This window comes from Streptosporangium sp. NPDC002607 (assembly GCF_053592655.1).
Genome location: NZ_JBSFWD010000001.1, coordinates 75,849 through 92,011 on the forward strand (window position 1 = coordinate 75,849; position 16,163 = coordinate 92,011).

Sequence of the window (16,163 nt, forward strand, 5' to 3'; positions counted from 1 at the left end):
ACCCCCTTTCGTGCTCTACCCCGTGGCGGACCACCAGAGCCCATGAACCACCAAAATTCGGACAAACCGCACCCGCTCAGACTCGCGGTCCCGGAGCGCGGCGGAAGGAGAAGGGCTGGCTCTCACGGCCGGGGATCACGAACCAGCACTCGCCGGTGCCCTCGCTGTCGAGCAGCCGGACGAACGTCTCGACGACCGCCGAGACCTCCAGGATCGGGAAGCCGAGTTGCTGGAGCGTCTCCCTGCCCTCGCCGAGGATCGCGGTGTCGGCGAACGAGGGGCAGAGCCCCTGCACCCTGATCCCCCGCGGCTGGAGATCCTGGCCGAGCGAGCGGACCAGCCCGACGACGGCGTGCTTGTTGGCGGCGTAGATGGGATCCGAGGGGATGCCGACGATACCCGCCATGCTGGCGGTCGCCACGATCGTGCCGCCGCCCGCCGCCAGCAGCGCCGGGATCGCGGCGTGCGCCCCGAAGACGACACCGTCGAGGTTGACTCCCATCGCCAGGCGGTAGCGGCGGATGTCGAAGTCCTCGCCCAGCCCGCAGCCCGAGGTGATGCCCGCGTTGAGGAAGGCGAGGTCGAGCCTGCCGTACCGCTCGACCGCGGTCGCCACCGCCGCCTCGTTGTCCTCCAGCCGGGACACGTCGCAGTGGACATAGGTCGCGTCCAGCTCGTCGGCGAGCTTCTCGCCCGCGGCGTCGTCGACGTCGGCGAGAACGAGGCGGGCCCCGCCCTCGGCCAGCCGCCGGGCCACGCCCGCGCCGATGCCGTTGCCGCCGCCGGTGACCAGGGCGACCCTGCCCTCCAGCCGGTCACTGCGGACCACGTTGAACGCCTCGGCCGGGCTCTCGGTCCCCAGCCCGCTGAGCAGCCCGCCCCCGCCGCCGGCGGACCAGCCGCCGGTACCCGTCTTCTCCGTGGTCAAAGTGGCAGCCCTCCGGTCGCGGCGTTGGTCGAACCCGTGCTCTGGTACGCCGCGATCGTACGCTCGGCGATGCGCATCTGGTGGATCTCGTCGGCACCGTCCGCGAAGCGGGCCCAGCGGGCGTGCTGGAGCATGTTGGCCAGCGGGGTGTCGGTCGAGTAGCCGAGCGCGCCGTGCACCTGGATCGCCCGGTCGACGATCCGGTTGAGGCTGTTGGCCACGAAGTGCTTCGCCATCGAGACCTCGGTGCGGAAGTCCTCGCCCTTGTCGATCTTCGAAGCGGCGTGCAGGACCATCAGCTTGCACTGGTAGAGCTCCATCGCCGAGTCGGCGATCAGCCACTGGATGCCCTGCTTCTCGGCCAGCAGCGATCCGTGGCTGTAGCGGTTGAGCGCGCGGTCGACCATCATGTCCAGCGCCGTCTCGGCCTGGGAGATCCAGCGCATGCAGTGCGCCAGCCGCGCCGGGCCCAGGCGGTACTGGCCGAGCCGGTGGCCGTTGCCGCGCCCGCCGAGGATCTGGCCGTCGTGCACCCGCAGGTCGGTGATGACGATCTCGCTGTGGCCGGTGGAGCCGTGCATCGTCTCGACCTCGCGGACGTCGTTCCACCCCTGCTGCGGGAGGTCGATGAGGAAGGCCGTGTTGCCGCCGCGCGAGCCCTCGGGCACGTCGAGCTCGGTCTTGGCGATGAGGATGGCGAAGCTCGAACGGCGGGCGTTGGAGATGAACCACTTGTGGCCGTTGATGACCCACTCGTCGCCGTCCCTGACGGCGTGGGTGCGGATGAGCGTGGGGTCGGAACCGGCCACCTCCGGCTCGGTCATCGCGAAGCATGACATCTTGTGGCCCTTGAGCAGTGGTTTGAGGTACTTCTCCTTCTGCTCGTCGGTCGCCCAGTGCAGCAGCGTGTGCATGTTGCCCTCGTCGGGCGCCGCGCAGTTGAGGACCCAGGGCCCGAGCCGGGTCTTGGCGGCCTCGGACTGCACCATGGCGAGTTCGACGTGGCCGAGGCCCATGCCGCCCCACTCCTTGGGCATGTGCGGCAGCCACAGCCCCTCGGCCCGCGCCTTCTCGCGCAGCTCGAAGATGACCCGGATGTACTCGTCGCGGGTGGTCACCTTCTCCTCGTCGTCGAAGCCGCTGACGGCCGGGATGATGGTCTCCTGGACGAAGGCCCGTACCCGGCGACGGATCTCCTCGTGCTCGGGGGCGAGGGTGAAATCAATGGCCATGGGGTCCTCCCCTTACCGGTGACCGGCAGGTCAGAAGGGAACGCCTTCTATCCTTGCCGTGTGTCGCCGCTTTGAGGCGACTGCTTGATGATTTCAGACAGATGCATTATTACCTTAACGATCGACAGATCCACCGGCAAGGCAGGAGCGCGCATGCCCCCTAACCCGGAAGCGACCGGCAGGCGCCTGGTGGCGGCGGCCGAGCGGCTGTTCGCCGAGCGGGGAATCGACGGCGTGTCACTCCGCGAGATCAACAATGCCGCCGGGCAACGCAACTCGACGGCGCTCCAGTACCACTTCGGGGATCGGACGGGACTGCTGAACGCGGTGCTCGCCAAGCACCATCCCGAGATCGAGGCCCGCCGCCACCAGCTGCTCGACGAGTACGAGTCCAGGGGGAGCCTTCCGGAGGCCGAGGCCCGCCGCGCCCTCGCCGCCGCGCTGGTGCGGCCGATGGCCGCCAAGCTGGCCGACCCCGACGGCGGCCGGTCATATCTACGGATCATGGAGCAGCTCGTCCAGCGCGGCGACCTCCCCGCCCTGCGGAGCATGCAGGCCGATCCTCAGCAGAGCATCAACCGGTGGCGCGAGCTGGTGGCCCCGCTGCTCTCCGAGGTCGCGCTGCGCCGGCTGCACCAGCGTTTCATGGCCATCCGGGTGACCTACGTGGAGCTCGCCCGCCGCGCCGCGGGCCCCGAGGGCAAGGACGACCGGCTCTTCACCAGCCACCTGATCGACGTCGTGTCGGCCGTGCTGGCCACCGAGGTCTCCGCAGAGACCGCTCGCCTGCTGGGAGAACGCGACAGGCTGCGGGGCGCGGAGCGCCGTGAACCGGACCCCGGCCGCCTCGAAGGCGAACGGTGACCGTCAGGCGCCCGCGTGAGCCGCCTGGAAGGCGCCTCCCGCCGAGTAGGTGACCAGCGTGGTCAGCACCTCCTTGACCGACTCGCGCCTGCGCACGTCACAGAGGATGATCGGGGCCACCCCGTCCAGCCCCAGCGCCCTCCGTATCTTGATCGGGTCGTGCCGCCGCGCGCCGTCGAAGCAGTTGACCGCCACCACGAACGGAAGCCCGCGCTGCTCGAAGTAGTCCACGGCGGGGAAGCAGTCCTGCAGACGACGGGTGTCGGCGAGCACGACCGCGCCGAGCGCGCCGACGGAGAGCTCGTCCCACATGAACCAGAACCTGTCCTGGCCCGGAGTGCCGAACAGGTAGAGCCAGAGCCCGTCACGGATGGTGATCCGGCCGAAGTCCAGCGCCACGGTCGTGGTGATCTTCGACTCGACACCCGCGACGTCGTCCACGCCGACACCGCGCTCGCTCAGCAGTTCCTCGGTGTGCAGGGGCCTGATCTCGCTGATCGTACCGACCATGGTCGTCTTGCCGACCCCGAAACCACCGGCGACAAGGATCTTGATGGCCATCGCCGGGCTGTCGACCGGGCTCATGCCCGGCTCAGAGGCCGCGTATTCCATGCAGCACTTCCCTGTAGATGCGTTCGTCGATCGTCTTCCCCATCGGCCGGGGCTTGTCGATGGTGACCAGGCCCTCGCGGCGCAGTTCGCTGAGGAGTACGCGGGTGATGTTGAGCGGCAGCTTGAGGTGCGCCGCCACGTCCGCCACGGGGGTGGGCCGGCGGCACGCCGACAGCACGTCGAGATGCTCGGGCATCAACCCGACCGGCTCGAAGGGTATGTCGACGGTCGTGACGATGGCCACCAGGTCGAAGCTCTCCCCGATCGGGCGCGCCCGACCGCCGGTCACCCCGAAGAGCCTGACCAAGGGCCCGGGATCCTCTCCCGTCACGATCTCGCACCGTTCCAGGCGGGCGCCGGGGCAGCTCCCCTCGGCTGTGAGGACAGGTGCTCGCCGACGCGCTTGACCAACAGCGCCATCTCGTAGGTCACCATGCCGAGTTCGGCATCGCCCGCGGCCAGCACGGCCAACCGGGCTCCCTGCCCCGCCGCGGTGACGAACAGGAAGCCCCCCTCCATCTCGATGATGGTCTGCCGCACACCGCCGAGGCCGAAGTGCCGCCCGGTGCCCAGCGCGAGGCTGTGACTCCCGGCGGAGATGGCGGACAGGTGCTCGGCGTCCTCCCGGGTCAGCTCCCGGGAGCCGCCCATCGCCAGGCCGTCGGCGGACAGCACGATCGCGTGCCGGATACCGGGGACCCGCTGGGTCAGGTCGTCGAGCAGCCAGCTCAGTTCAGATCTGGGGTCGGGCATCGGAGTGGCCATCCTTTCGCTTCCACACGTCCTGGTCCTGCTCGGTCTGGCTGCGACCCTGCTGCCAGCCTCGTTGCATGGACGACATGAGGTTTGAGAGCTCCTCGGGAGTACGCGCGGGAACGTCGCGCCGCGCCGGTGAGCGCGTCTGGCGGAGCTGGGGGGCCAGGCTGGCCTGCCGCACCCGCACCGGCAACCCGTCCAGGTCCTCGTCGATGTCCGGTACGGACACCGCCCGCCGCACGGGCATCGAGGGGGCCGGGGTCTCCTGCCGCTGCTGTGGCGCGGGGAACCAACCCGGCGAGGGCTCGGGAGTGCGCGCCACCGGCAGGTCCTGCGAACTGTAGAACGCCCCGGGCAGCACCTCAGGGGCCGCGGCCAGCGCCCGCACCGGCCCGCCCGGATGGGAGCCCACCCGGTGTACCCGGGGGACGTCCTCGGCGGTCAGTGCCTCGCAGGTGGCGAGGAGACTCTGCGGCAGCAGCACGATCGCGGTGGTGCCGTCGTACGGCGAGGGCCGCAGCACGACCTTGATCCCGTGCCGGGCCGCGAGCCTGGCGACGACGAACAGGCCGAGCCGGTCGCTGTCGGCCAGGTCGAACTCCGGCGGGTCGGCGAGCTTGGCGTTGAGCTCGTCGAGGGTGGCCTGGTTCAGCCCCAGACCCCGGTCCTCGACCTCCAGCGCGAAGCCGTTGGCCGCCACCATGCTCCGTACGTGGACCACCGTGTTCGGCGGCGAGAAGACCGTGGCGTTCTCCACCAGCTCGGCGATCAGGTGGATCACGTCGGTGACCGCGGCGCCCACCAGCAGCGGCGCCTGCGGCATGGGCAGGACCGTGACGCGGGTGTAGTCCTCGACCTCGAGCACGGCGCTGCGCACCACGTCGAAGATCGGCACCGGGTCGCGCCATCTGCGGGCGGGGGCCGCCTCGGACAGGATGATCAGGTTCTCCGCGTGCCGCCGCATGCGGGTGGTCAGGTGGTCGAGCTTGAAGAGATCCTCCAGGGTCTCCGGCTCCTCGACGCGGCGCTCCATCGTGTCCAGGAGCGTGAGCTGGCGGTGGAGCAGCGCCTGGTTGCGCCAGGCGAGGTTCAGGAAGACCTGGCTGACGCCCTTGCGGAGGGTGGCCTGGCCGACCGCGGCCTCCACCGCGGTGCGCTGCACCGCGGAGAACGCGTGCACGACCCGGTCGACCTCGGCGGTGTTGGCGCGATCCAATTCGGGAGCCTCGGTCGCCGGGTCCACGTCCTCGCCCCTGCGCAGCCGCTCGACCAGTCGCGGCAGCCGCTCTTCCGCCAGCTCCACGGCCGAGGCCTGCAGTCGCTTCAGCTCATCGACCAGGGAGCGGCCGAACCGGTAGGAGAACACGATCGAGACGATGATCGCGAGCAGGCCCAGGCCCAGGACCAGCCCGATGCGCAGGAACGCCGAACTCCTGAGTTCGTCGCCCTTGATCGTGGCGCGGACCAGTTCCTCCTGGGTTTGCTGGATGACCGTGTTCAGCACCGTCCCGGAGTCCCGCTTCCACTCGGCGGCGTCCAGCGGCGGCTTCCCCGTGAGGTCCCACGCGAAGATCTTGTTCTCGGCGGCCAGCAGCCGCTGGTGGACGGCGTCCCCGGCGACCTGCCGGTAGCGTGCCTGCAGTTCGGGACCCATGTCCGCCTCGGCGTTGGCCAGGAAGTTCCTTCGGCTGATCGCCGCCGAGACGAAGGCCACCTGCTCGGCGTGCGTCATCCCGCCGCGCTTCAGCACCGGGGCGAGTACGGCCTGTTCCCTGCCCAGGTACTCGGCGGTGGTGCTGTAGGCGGTCATGCCGCGGAGGACGCGGAAGGACGACACGTCGGCGAGCGCCGTCGAGTCGCCGAACTGCTTGTTGGCGGCGTTGATGAACGCGTTGTAGGCGTCGGTCACCTGGATCGGGGTCATCGAGCCGTTGTCGGCGGAGGCGCGCACCAGGACGAGGCCGTCCATGGCCGACTGCAGGATCCGCATGTCGGTCGGGGCGTTCTCCGGCTCGTAGCCCTGGGCGGACGAGATCGCCCGGCGTACCTGGTCCACCGTCACGTTGGTGGCCCGCCGTTGCTCGGCGAGCGGCTTGCTCTGTGCGGTGGCCTCGGCCGCGTCCGCGGAGAGCTGACGCTCCCGCTGGATCTCGACGATCATGTCCCGGATCGGTACCCCGGTCACCTCCCAGCGGGTCTTCGTCTGGGAGATACCGGCGATCTGTGAGACCGCCGTGTAGGCGATGACCCCCCAGAGGGCGATCAGCGAGAGCACAGGAATGACGAGAATCTTGAGGATCTTCGAGCGGATCGGAGGAGGGGAACTCATTCTTCTTGTCCAATCCGCGGTTCCTGCGCATGGCCGACAGCCGCCGGGCTCGAAAGAGCCCCGCGGTCGCACGCCGCGACTGGTGCGTGTGTGATTCGAAACACTATGCCCATGGGACATATGTAGCTTCAAGCCGCAGAGCGAAGATTGAATCTCAATGTTCGCGGCAGGTCACGAGACTGCTCAGCTGCGAGGGCCGGGGCTCCAGACGATCATGCAGCTCAGCGTGGGTGCGGGCGCGCGAAACCGCCGTCTCCGCCGCCACGGATCGAGAGCATTCCGTTACCGCCCGCCGACGCCCGAGCACCCGGTGGCAGGGCATCGCCCCCGACGCCCGGTCACCGAGCGTGACGTCGGTGAACACCCGAAAATCAGACGGCCGGATCCCGCGTGCCGAGGTGCCCGGCGCCTTGCGGGCCGTCGTGGGGAGTGGCCGGAGCCGGCTCCGGGGAATCATCCGCCCGGCTCCGCGGGGCGTCCGGCGAGAAGCCCTCACGCGCCGCCTCGGAGCGGGCGCGGCGGGCGGCCAGGTCGACCACGGTGCCCGTGGTGCCGGTGGCGGTGAGCGCCGCCGCGAAGAGGATCAGCTGGTTGAGGATCTTGAGGAAGACCAGCATCCCGACGGCTCCGGCGACCACCTGGTAGGCGGGGTTGCCCACCGTCAGCTCCAGATAGAACTGCCCCAGGGACTTGAGTGCCTCCAGGCCGGCGGTGATGAGCAGCGCGGGCCCGAGAACCCGGCTCGGCGGCAGTCTCAGCCGAGGCGGGCCGCAGAGCAGGGCGACCGCCAGCAGGGTGTTGACGGCCAGGCCGAGCACGAACGCGGCGGCCGACAGCAGCCATCGCGACAGCGTGTCGTCGACGCCCACCGTGTGCAGGAACATCCAGTTCAGCACCGTCTCCGCGACGAAGGCCACCGCGAGCGAGGCCGACAGCAGCAGCCCGAGGCCCGCCATCACTCCCAGGTCGATGATCTGGCGCACCACGAGGCGGCCCGGATACTCCTCGATCCGCCAGGTGGCCCTGATCGCCGAGCGCAGGGCGTCCATCCAGAACAGGCCGGTGATGGGCAGGCCGACGAAGGCGATCGCGCCGGCCGTGCTCCTGGCGTCCTGCAGCGCCTGCACGTCCAGCCGGGGGAAGTTCTCCGAGAGGTAGCCCTGCACCGTGTGCACCACCTCCGGGTCGTCGAGGACCTGGCCGATGATGGCGAACCCGAGCAGCCCCAGCGCGAACACGGCGAAGAACGAGTAGTAGGTGAGCGCCGCCGACAGCCGTCCGGCGTCCACCTCGTCGTAGCGCACCCCGGCGCGCACCAGGTGATCCAGCCAGCCATGGCGGTGGCGGGCACGCTTCCACGCCTCGGAGATCCGCGCGGTGAAGCCCGTGACCGTCATGCCACGGCCTCTACCCCCGGCCCGCCCGCCTAGCCCTCTCCCGATCATGTCATCTCCGGGCCCACCTCCCGGATCCTCCTTTCCGGGAACCGGTCTCGTCCTGCCGGGCCGAGGGCGGTTCTCCGGCTCGGCAGGACGCGCCCGTCTCGCCCTCAGCCGTCGCAGGCCCTGCGGGCGAGGATCGAGTGGATCTCGAAGGAGGGCGCGCTGAACCCCGGGGCCGACATGACCTCGCGGACCTCCCGGAGTTGCCGTGCGGTCATCCCCGCCTCCACCAGGCGCTCCTCCAGGTGGTGACTGTTGCTGATCAGGAGACCGAGCCCGGCGGAGCCGCGCTCCCACACCTCGGTCCAGCGCACCGGGTCGACATCGACCAGGCCCGCCCCGGCCATCTCCCGCGCGGCGGAACCACCCCAGGTCGGATCGCTGCCCGCGGCGCCCAGCACCCGGGTCATCGCGGCGATGTAGGCCCCGTACAGCTCTCCCTCCCGCCCGCCGGGGGTGGGCGGCGCCACCCAGCGGGTGATGTCGATCTCGTCGATCTGCAGCCAGCCGCCGGGCCGCAGCGCGGTGCGCAGGCGCCGCAGCACCTGGCGGCGCTGGGGCAGGTGGCTGAGCACGAGCCGGGCGTGGATCAGGTCGAACGCGTCCACCGGCAGCGGGTCGGCGACGACGTCGTGGCGGACGACGGTCAGCCCCGGCCTGGACGGGATCAGGCCGGGTTTGATGTCGGTCGCCAGCACGCGCCCGTCGGGCGCCACCCGCTCGGCCAGCCAGAGCGCCACGCTGCCCCCGCCGGCCCCGACCTCCAGGCAGTTCCAGCCGGCTCCGACGCCGGTCAGGGCGAGGCGCTCGAAGGTCAGCGGGTCAAGGAGCTGGGCGAGGTAGCGGTGCTGGTCGGACGAGTGATCCCCGTCGTTGTCGAACACGTAGTCAGACGCGGTCGCGGAGTTCTGCCCGGTCATGTAGAGCCTTCCGAGAGTGGGTGACCTCCGTCGCATGGTAAGCGGCGCACCACGGAAAGTGACAGGCTTTCGGCGGGACGTATCCCCTCTCCCTAAAGAACGTATCCCCCACGCCACATCATGTCCGAACATAAGCCTTTTGCTCGGTAAGCAAACAGCGGTCCCGCCGCCGAGCGACACACCGTGCGGCCGGTCGAACGCCTCCCCGGGGAGTGACGCGGCGAAATGCGGTGAGGTACACCGGTGACGCCATACACGAGGGGGCACCATGGCGACCGTCGCCGAGCAGTTCATCGAGGTTCTCCGCCAGGCCGGGGTGGAAAGGATCTACGGGGTGGTGGGCGACAGCCTGAACCCGGTGGTCGACGCGGTCAGGAAGTCCGGCCACATCGAGTGGGTCCACGTACGCAACGAGGAGGCGGGGGCGTTCGCCGCCGCGGCCGAGGCGCAGATCACCGGGCGCCTGGCGGCCTGCGCGGGCAGCTGCGGCCCCGGCAACACCCACCTGATCCAGGGGCTCTACGACGCCCACCGAAGCGGCGCCCCCGTGCTCGCGCTGGCCTCGCACATCCCCTCCACTCAGATCGGCACCGGCTTCTTCCAGGAGACCCATCCGGGGCGTCTCTTCGTGGAGTGCAGCCACTTCTGCGACATGGTCGGCACGCCCGAGCAGATGCCCCGGGTGCTGCGCATCGCGGTACAGCAGGCGATCGGCCTCGGCGGCGTCTCGGTGGTGGTGCTCCCCGGTGACGTGGCGAGCATGTCCACCGCCCGCGCCACCGGTGAGCACGACTTCCTGACCCGGACCGGCACCGTCGTGCCGCCCGCCGACCAGGTGGCCGAGCTGGCCGAGGCGCTGAACCGCGCCGAGAAGGTGATGCTGTTCTGCGGCGCCGGGACGCGCCACGCCCGCGAGGAGGTCATGGGGCTGGCCGGGCGCACCCTGGCACCGGTCGGGCACGCGCTGCGCGGCAAGGAATGGATCCAGTACGACAACCCCTACGACGTGGGGATGAGCGGGCTGCTCGGCTACGGCGCCTGCTACGACGCGATGCGCGAGGCGGACCTGGTGGTACTGGCGGGGACCGACTTCCCCTACGACGACTTCCTGCCGGGGGCGCGCACGGTCCAGATCGACCACGACCCGGCACGGCTGGGCCGCAGGACCCCGCTGGAGCTGGCCGTACACGGCGATGTCGGCGCGACGATCCGCGCGGTGCTGCCGCACGTCACGCAGAAGACGGACCGCCGCCAGCTCGACAGGATGCTGGCCAGGCATCTGAAGGCGCTGGAGAACGTGGTGGCGGCGTACACGCGCGACATCGAGCACCACCGCCCGATCCACCCCGAGTACGTCGCGAACCTGATGGACGAGCTCGCCGACGACGACGCGGTGTTCACGGTGGACACCGGGATGTGCAACGTCTGGGCCGCCCGCTATCTCAGTCCCAACGGCCGCCGCCGCATCATCGGCTCGTTCGCGCACGGGAGCATGGCCAACGCGCTCCCGCACGCCATCGGCGCCCAGTTCACCGACCGCCGGCGGCAGGTCGTCTCGCTGTCGGGGGACGGCGGGCTCGGCATGCTCCTCGGGGAGCTGCTCACGGTCCGGCTGCACGACCTGCCGGTGAAGACGGTGGTGTTCAACAACTCCTCGCTCGGCATGGTGAAGCTGGAGATGATGGTGGACGGGTTGCCCGACTTCGGCACCGACCACGCTCCCGTCGACTACGCGGCGATCGCCGCCGCGGCCGGCATCGAATCGTTGCGGGTGGAGAACCCCGCGGACGTACGGGAGGCCCTGGCCCGCGCCTTCGCGACCCCCGGGCCCTTCCTGCTGGACGTGGTCACCGACCCCGACGTGCTGGCCATGCCACCGCGCATCACCCCCGAGCAGGTGAAGGGGTTCGCCCTGGCCGCGGGCAAGATCGTGCTCACCGGCGGGGTCGGGCGCATGGTCGACATGGCGAAGGCGAATCTGCGGAGCATCCCGCGCCCCTGAGCCGGACGGTGCCCGCCCTGTGGACCGAGCGGCCTCTGGCACCCGAGCCGGCCCGTGTCGACTCTGCTCAGCCGGCTCTGGTCAGGGGGCGTCCCCCGGCCGGGCGGCGAGGACCCGGCCGAGAAGGTCCGTGAGGTTCTCGCGCTCATCGGCCCGCAGACAGGAGAACCACTCCTGTTCCCTGCTCGTCTGCTCGGCGAAGATCTCACGGACCGCCGCCTCGCCCGCCGGGGTGAGGCCGACCACCACGGCCCGCCTGTCCTCGGGGAGCGGGCGGCGCTCGACCAGGCCGTCCCGCTCAAGGGTGTTGACCGCGTTGGTCACCGCGGAGCGGGACGTGGCGGAGATCTCCGCGAGCCTGGCGGGCTGGGTGGGGCCGAGCAGCCAGAGTTTGAACATCAGGCGGAAGCCGGGAAGGGTCCAGCCTCGCGGGCGGTGGATGCGCGTCTCCAGGTCCGTGACGAGCAGGTAGGCCAGCTGGAGCAGGTTGTAGGCCAGCGCGAAGGCCTCGGCGTCGGCCGGGGGCGGCATGGCCGCCAGGCGCTCACGCGCGTAGGCGGCGTACCGGAGGTCTGCTCTGTCCATCGGTCAAGTCTTGCGCAACGAGAGGTCCGTCGTGAATATTGTTACGGCCATAACAATCTACGGGAGGCGCCTGTGCGGGTGGTCATCGCCGGAGGCGGCATCGGCGGGCTGGCGACAGCGCTCAGCCTGCACGCCGCCGGCTTCGAGGACGTGGTCGTGTGCGAGGCCGCCGGGGAGATCCGCCCGCTGGGCGTGGGCATCAACCTGCTGCCGCACGCCGTGCGCGAGCTCACCGAGCTCGGCCTCGCGGAGCGGCTGGCCGAGCTCGGGGTGGCCACCGGGGAGCTGGCCTACTTCAACCGGTACGGCACGCCGATCTGGTCGGAGCCCAGGGGCCTGGGCGCGGGATACGGCTGGCCGCAGTACTCGATCCACCGCGGACGTCTGCAGATGCTCCTGCTGGAGGCCGTGATCGAGCGCCTCGGCGCGCAGGCCGTGCGGACCGGCAGCCGCGTCGTCTCCACCGGCCCGCACCCCGGGTCCGGCGCGGACGGCCTGCGGATCGGGACGGGCGACCTGCGGATCGAGGCGGACGACCTGCTGGTCGGAGCGGACGGCATCCACTCGGCGGTCCGGGCGCACCTGTTCCCCGGCGAGGGACCACCGCCCTGGAACGGGCTGGTCCTGTGGCGCGGCACGACCTACGGCGAGCCGTTCCTGACCGGGCGATCCATGATCATGGCCGGGGACGGCACGCGGAAGTTCGTGGCCTATCCGATCGAGACGGGCGAACGGACACTGATCAACTGGATCGCCGAACGCCCGCTGGACGGCGAGGCCCCGGCCCGGGGCGACTGGAACCGCCCGGCGGATCCCCAGCGGATCGTCGAGCACTTCGCGGACTGGCGGTTCGACTGGCTGGACGTGCCCGGGATCATCTCCGGTGCCGAGGCGGCGTACGAGTACCCGATGGTCGACCGCGACCCGCTGCCGTACTGGACGTCGGGCAACGTGACCCTGCTGGGCGACGCCGCCCACGCCATGTACCCGATCGGCTCCAACGGCGCCTCCCAGGCGATCATCGATGCCCGGGTGCTCGCCCACTCCCTCGCGCACGGCGACCTCGCCGCCTACGAGGCGGCCCGCCGCCCGGTGACCACCGCGCTGCAGCTGTCCAACCGGCAGATGGGCCCCGAGGTGGTGATGAGGCTCGCCCACGAGCGTGCCCCGGACGGGTTCGACGACATCGAGCGGGTCGTCCCCCTCGCCGAGCGGACCGAGATCGCCGCGTCGTACAAGCGCACGGCGGGCTTCGACCCGGTGTCACTGAACGAGCGCCCGTCCTGGAGCGTGACGCGGTGAACCTCGAACCGCTCGCCGTGTTTCACGTGGAACTCGACCCGATCCTCGACCTCGGCGACTCCCAGTGGGGCAGGCGCCGGGTGATCAACATCGTGGGCGGGTCGTTCGAGGGGCCGCGCCTCTCCGGGACCGTGCTGCCCGGCGGCGCCGACTGGCAGGTCCTGCACGCCGACGGCATGGCCAGCATCGACACCCGCTACACGCTGCGCACCCACGACGGCGCGCACCTGTTCATCTCCACCAGCGGGGTGCGGCACGGCCCTCCCCCCGTCCTGGAGCGCCTGTCTCGGGGCGAGCCCGTCGACCCTGGCGAGTACTACTTCCGGCTGTTCTGCCGCTTCGAGACCGGCGACGAACGTTACCTGTGGCTCAACCGCACCCTGGCCGTGGCCTCGGCGTCCCGCACCGCCGATGCCGTCCGCTACGACGCCTACACCCTGACCTGAGGAGCCCCCATGGCGAAACTCGACCGCGCAGCGCTCCCCCTCGCCGCCGAGCACGACACCCCCGTCCCCATGCGCGACGGCACGATCCTGCGCGGCGACGTCTACCGCCCCGCCTCCGGCGGGCCGTTCCCGACCATGCTGGTCCGCTCCCCGTACGGCGAGGGCTCGTTCCGGATGACGCCGACGATCCCCGCGCTGGAGGCCGGGTTCGCGGTGGTGCTCCAGCACTGCCGGGGGCGCGGCAGCAGTGACGGCACGTTCCGGCCCTGGCTGGACGAGGGGACGGACGGCTACGACACCATCGAGTGGATCACCGCCCAGCCGTGGTCGAACGGCGAGGTCGTGGCGTCCGGGATGTCGTACCTCGCCGGATGCGCGCTCCAGGCCGCGGCGACGCGCCCGCCGGGGCTGAAGGCCGTGGTCGCGTCCATGACGCCGCACGACTTCTACGACGGGCTGAAGTACCACGGCGGGGCGTTCGCCCTGGGTTCGGCGCTGAACTGGGGATCGATGCAGTCGATGCTCGACCTGATGCACAGGATGGCGGCGGGCGAGGACGTGGGGGCCGGGTTCGGCGCGCTGCGGCCCGTCATCGGCGATCCCGCGCGGGCCGCGCGGACACTCCCGCTCCGCGACATACCGGCCATCCCGTGGTGGCAGGAGTGGACCTCGCACCCGAGGCGGGACGCCTACTGGGAGGGCCTGGCCGAGACGCTGCGGCACGACCGGATCGAGGTGCCGGTCATGCACACGGCCGGCTGGTTCGACCTGTTCCTCGCCGGCACCCTGGAGAACCACCGCCGCCTGGGTGGTCCGCTGATCATCGGGCCCTGGTCACACGGTCCCGGCACGGCGGGCACCGGTGCCCTCGACTTCGGCTTCGCCGCCTCGGCGGCGGCGGCCCGGCTGGAGAGCCGGCAGCTGGAGTTCCTGCGCGGCGTGGACCACGGTCCGGCCGTGCGAATCTTCGTGATGGGTGACAACGTGTGGCGGGACGAGGAGGCCTGGCCGCCGGCCCGCGCCGTCGACACCCGCTACCACCTGCGCTCCGACGGCAGCCTGTCGACCGACGCCCCCGCGAGGACCGCCCCCGCCACGTTCGTGTTCGATCCCCGTGATCCGGTTCCCACCGTGGGAGGCCCGCTACTGCTCGCCGACGCCACCAATGTCGGTCCGCAGGACCAGCGCGAGGTGGAGCTCCGGCACGACGTGCTCTGCTTCACCACCGACGTCCTCGAATCGGACATCGAGGTGACCGGCCCGCTCCAGGTCACGCTGCGGGCGGCGACCTCGGCGGTCAGCACCGACTGGACGGCCAAGCTGGTCGACGTCCACCCCGACGGCCGCGCGATGAGCGTGATCGACGGCATCCTCAGGGCCCGCACCGAGCCGGACAGCCCCGCCGAGTTCGTGATCAGCCTGGTGGCCACCAGCCAGGTCTTCAAAGCCGGGCACCGCATCCGCGTGGAGATCTCCAGCTCCAACTTCCCGCGGTTCGACCTCAACCCCGGCAACGGCCGCACCTCCGCGGAATCGGCGCTGGACGAGTTCGTCGTCCAGCACCAGACCGTCTTCCCCGACTCCTTCATCACCTTGCCGATCGTTCCCCGCTGAGGCCCGTCACGAAGGCGCCGGGAAACGGGAGCGCGGAAAAACGGGGCGGCACTCGGGCGGGCGGCATGGACGCCTTTTCACTCGTTCTTTCCCTGTTCGGTGGGGTGGGGGTCGGCGTGGCACCGTGTGGCGGCGAATCCCGGCTGTAAGCATCGTCACTGTCGCGCTGAGTGGTTCCATATAACGGCAGAGGCCACATTCCGACCAGCGGATCGATCGTGGATCGCGTGTGGAAGGGAGTGAGGTCTCCGTGTCCACCCCCGAACCTCAAACAAACCCGATGGTTCCACGCAACCGGCACAAGGGACGTCGGTCGATGAAAGGGACGGCCGTATTGTCCTTGGCCGGTTCCCTCTCCGTGGCCCTCGCCGTCACCGTTTCCACACCCGCGGCCGCGTCCGCGCCCAACGTCCCACCCCCCGCCCCGACCTCGCCCACCTCCCCGCCCGCCGCCTCGACCAGCACCTCGACCAGCACCTCGACCAGCACCTCGGCCGACGCTGAGCCCTCTTCGATCACCACCTCGTCCACCATCTCGTCCGCGCTCGTCGAGCCGCCGCCCAACCCGACCTCACCCATCGCCTCGGTCAGCACCGAGCCCCTCGCCACCGCCGGTTCCGGCAACTCCCGCCCTTCGCTCGCGGAACAGGCACGCAGGAAGTGCAGGCCGAGGTCCTTCTTCAGATTCCATTCCTTCAGGCCAAAGAATTTCTTCATTCCCCGTACCCGATTCATCGACGGTCCCGGCGGCACAATGGCGGCGTCGGTCACCCGGCAACACCGCGTGTACGCCGAGATGGAACTAGAAAGAGAAAAGATCAGCGAGATCGAAACAGGCAAACTGATCCGCCAGCTGCGAAACTTTGTGAGCCCGCTGCTCGCGGACGAGTACATCATCGAGACCGGACACGAATACACGCGGGAAATCAGCGACGGCATGTACGGAAACCTGTGGTACCGCGTCTTCGGATACCGGGTGAGTTTCACGGCGTGGCGCCGGGTCTACAACTGCCGCGTACGCAAGGTCACCGCCGGCATGGCCAACATCCCCGCACGGGTGGAGGGCTGGAGATACTGGGAGACCAGGCGCCCGATGTTCAGGGGACGCAAGCCGGGCAACCGCTGAGCATC

16 protein-coding genes are annotated in these 16,163 nt (G+C 70.4%); 6 read left to right on the forward strand and 10 right to left on the reverse strand.

Translation table 11 applies throughout. The annotated features are described in order from the left end of the window. Positions 1 to 76: 76 nt before the first annotated feature. Together ACWD3H_RS00350 and ACWD3H_RS00355 are read right to left on the reverse strand one after the other, a co-directional pair. Complete coding sequence (locus ACWD3H_RS00350; protein ID WP_451953502.1) at positions 77 to 928, reverse strand: SDR family NAD(P)-dependent oxidoreductase; 852 nt, start codon at positions 926 to 928, stop codon at positions 77 to 79. Beyond that, positions 925 to 2,160: an acyl-CoA dehydrogenase family protein gene (locus ACWD3H_RS00355; RefSeq protein ID WP_355550242.1), complete on the reverse strand. Its 1,236-nt coding sequence runs from the start codon at positions 2,158 to 2,160 to the stop codon at positions 925 to 927. Before ACWD3H_RS00355 ends, ACWD3H_RS00350 begins: the two co-directional genes overlap by 4 nt. Positions 2,161 to 2,313: 153 nt before the next feature. Here ACWD3H_RS00355 and ACWD3H_RS00360 point away from each other — a divergent pair, with 153 nt between their 5' ends. Further along, positions 2,314 to 3,024 carry a TetR/AcrR family transcriptional regulator gene (locus tag ACWD3H_RS00360; RefSeq protein ID WP_451953503.1) on the forward strand — a complete coding sequence of 237 codons (711 nt, stop codon included), beginning with the start codon at positions 2,314 to 2,316 and terminating at the stop codon, positions 3,022 to 3,024. Between the two features lie 3 nt (positions 3,025 to 3,027). Here ACWD3H_RS00360 and ACWD3H_RS00365 read toward each other — a convergent pair whose 3' ends face one another. The 6 genes from ACWD3H_RS00365 to ACWD3H_RS00390 form a co-directional block, all read right to left on the reverse strand. Continuing rightward, positions 3,028 to 3,636, reverse strand: coding sequence for a GTP-binding protein (locus ACWD3H_RS00365; RefSeq protein WP_350959506.1), 609 nt, complete (start codon positions 3,634 to 3,636; stop codon positions 3,028 to 3,030). After that, positions 3,617 to 3,943 carry a DUF742 domain-containing protein gene (locus tag ACWD3H_RS00370; RefSeq protein WP_355550238.1) on the reverse strand — a complete coding sequence of 109 codons (327 nt, stop codon included), beginning with the start codon at positions 3,941 to 3,943 and terminating at the stop codon, positions 3,617 to 3,619. The genes ACWD3H_RS00365 and ACWD3H_RS00370 overlap by 20 nt, the downstream gene beginning before the upstream one ends. Before the next feature lie 20 nt (positions 3,944 to 3,963). After that, positions 3,964 to 4,389, reverse strand: a complete 426-nt coding sequence (locus ACWD3H_RS00375; RefSeq protein ID WP_030905472.1) for a roadblock/LC7 domain-containing protein — start codon at positions 4,387 to 4,389, stop codon at positions 3,964 to 3,966. Continuing rightward, positions 4,370 to 6,721 (reverse strand): sensor histidine kinase, encoded by a 2,352-nt coding sequence (locus tag ACWD3H_RS00380; RefSeq protein ID WP_451953504.1) that lies wholly within the window; start codon positions 6,719 to 6,721, stop codon positions 4,370 to 4,372. Before ACWD3H_RS00380 ends, ACWD3H_RS00375 begins: the two co-directional genes overlap by 20 nt. Before the next feature lie 371 nt (positions 6,722 to 7,092). Next, on the reverse strand, positions 7,093 to 8,118 hold the full coding sequence (locus ACWD3H_RS00385) for a YihY/virulence factor BrkB family protein (protein WP_355550232.1): 1,026 nt from the start codon (positions 8,116 to 8,118) through the stop codon (positions 7,093 to 7,095). Positions 8,119 to 8,270: 152 nt separating this feature from the next. Beyond that, the gene (locus ACWD3H_RS00390; RefSeq protein ID WP_451953505.1) at positions 8,271 to 9,083 is read right to left on the reverse strand and encodes a class I SAM-dependent methyltransferase; all 813 of its coding nucleotides are present in this window, start codon (positions 9,081 to 9,083) and stop codon (positions 8,271 to 8,273) included. A gap of 268 nt (positions 9,084 to 9,351) precedes the next feature. Between ACWD3H_RS00390 and ACWD3H_RS00395 the strand changes: the two genes are divergently transcribed. Continuing rightward, on the forward strand, positions 9,352 to 11,085 hold the full coding sequence (locus ACWD3H_RS00395) for a pyruvate dehydrogenase (RefSeq protein WP_355550228.1): 1,734 nt from the start codon (positions 9,352 to 9,354) through the stop codon (positions 11,083 to 11,085). Between the two features lie 81 nt (positions 11,086 to 11,166). Here the strand turns inward: ACWD3H_RS00395 and ACWD3H_RS00400 are convergent, their stop codons facing one another. Further along, entirely contained in the window at positions 11,167 to 11,670 is a 504-nt protein-coding gene (locus tag ACWD3H_RS00400) for a MarR family winged helix-turn-helix transcriptional regulator (RefSeq protein WP_355615576.1), read from the reverse strand. 72 nt (positions 11,671 to 11,742) lie between these two features. Between ACWD3H_RS00400 and ACWD3H_RS00405 the strand changes: the two genes are divergently transcribed. The 3 genes from ACWD3H_RS00405 to ACWD3H_RS00415 are packed head-to-tail and all read left to right on the forward strand — an operon-like array spanning position 11,743 to position 15,032. Continuing rightward, entirely contained in the window at positions 11,743 to 12,972 is a 1,230-nt protein-coding gene (locus tag ACWD3H_RS00405) for a flavin-dependent oxidoreductase (RefSeq protein ID WP_451953506.1), read from the forward strand. Then, entirely contained in the window at positions 12,969 to 13,418 is a 450-nt protein-coding gene (locus ACWD3H_RS00410) for a DUF3237 domain-containing protein (protein ID WP_355550222.1), read from the forward strand. Before ACWD3H_RS00405 ends, ACWD3H_RS00410 begins: the two co-directional genes overlap by 4 nt. Before the next feature lie 9 nt (positions 13,419 to 13,427). Next, positions 13,428 to 15,032 carry a CocE/NonD family hydrolase gene (locus ACWD3H_RS00415; RefSeq protein WP_451953507.1) on the forward strand — a complete coding sequence of 535 codons (1,605 nt, stop codon included), beginning with the start codon at positions 13,428 to 13,430 and terminating at the stop codon, positions 15,030 to 15,032. A gap of 267 nt (positions 15,033 to 15,299) precedes the next feature. Here the strand turns inward: ACWD3H_RS00415 and ACWD3H_RS00420 are convergent, their stop codons facing one another. Further along, on the reverse strand, positions 15,300 to 15,971 hold the full coding sequence (locus ACWD3H_RS00420) for a hypothetical protein (protein ID WP_451953508.1): 672 nt from the start codon (positions 15,969 to 15,971) through the stop codon (positions 15,300 to 15,302). Between ACWD3H_RS00420 and ACWD3H_RS00425 the strand changes: the two genes are divergently transcribed. Next, positions 15,970 to 16,158, forward strand: a complete 189-nt coding sequence (locus tag ACWD3H_RS00425; protein WP_451953509.1) for a hypothetical protein — start codon at positions 15,970 to 15,972, stop codon at positions 16,156 to 16,158. The two genes, ACWD3H_RS00420 and ACWD3H_RS00425, sit on opposite strands and share 2 nt — an antisense overlap. Positions 16,159 to 16,163: the final 5 nt, after the last annotated feature.

Coding starts and splice junctions, on each gene's coding strand:
- ACWD3H_RS00365 (WP_350959506.1), bottom strand. CDS start 3,636: ATGGAATACGCGGCCTCTGAGCCGGGCATGAGCCCGGTCGACAGCCCG.
- ACWD3H_RS00375 (WP_030905472.1), bottom strand. CDS start 4,389: ATGCCCGACCCCAGATCTGAACTGAGCTGGCTGCTCGACGACCTGACC.
- ACWD3H_RS00385 (WP_355550232.1), bottom strand. CDS start 8,118: ATGACGGTCACGGGCTTCACCGCGCGGATCTCCGAGGCGTGGAAGCGT.
- ACWD3H_RS00360 (WP_451953503.1), top strand. CDS start 2,314: ATGCCCCCTAACCCGGAAGCGACCGGCAGGCGCCTGGTGGCGGCGGCC.
- ACWD3H_RS00380 (WP_451953504.1), bottom strand. CDS start 6,721: ATGAGTTCCCCTCCTCCGATCCGCTCGAAGATCCTCAAGATTCTCGTC.
- ACWD3H_RS00395 (WP_355550228.1), top strand. CDS start 9,352: ATGGCGACCGTCGCCGAGCAGTTCATCGAGGTTCTCCGCCAGGCCGGG.
- ACWD3H_RS00355 (WP_355550242.1), bottom strand. CDS start 2,160: ATGGCCATTGATTTCACCCTCGCCCCCGAGCACGAGGAGATCCGTCGC.
- ACWD3H_RS00415 (WP_451953507.1), top strand. CDS start 13,428: ATGGCGAAACTCGACCGCGCAGCGCTCCCCCTCGCCGCCGAGCACGAC.
- ACWD3H_RS00425 (WP_451953509.1), top strand. CDS start 15,970: ATGTACGGAAACCTGTGGTACCGCGTCTTCGGATACCGGGTGAGTTTC.
- ACWD3H_RS00390 (WP_451953505.1), bottom strand. CDS start 9,083: ATGACCGGGCAGAACTCCGCGACCGCGTCTGACTACGTGTTCGACAAC.
- ACWD3H_RS00400 (WP_355615576.1), bottom strand. CDS start 11,670: ATGGACAGAGCAGACCTCCGGTACGCCGCCTACGCGCGTGAGCGCCTG.
- ACWD3H_RS00420 (WP_451953508.1), bottom strand. CDS start 15,971: ATGCCGTCGCTGATTTCCCGCGTGTATTCGTGTCCGGTCTCGATGATG.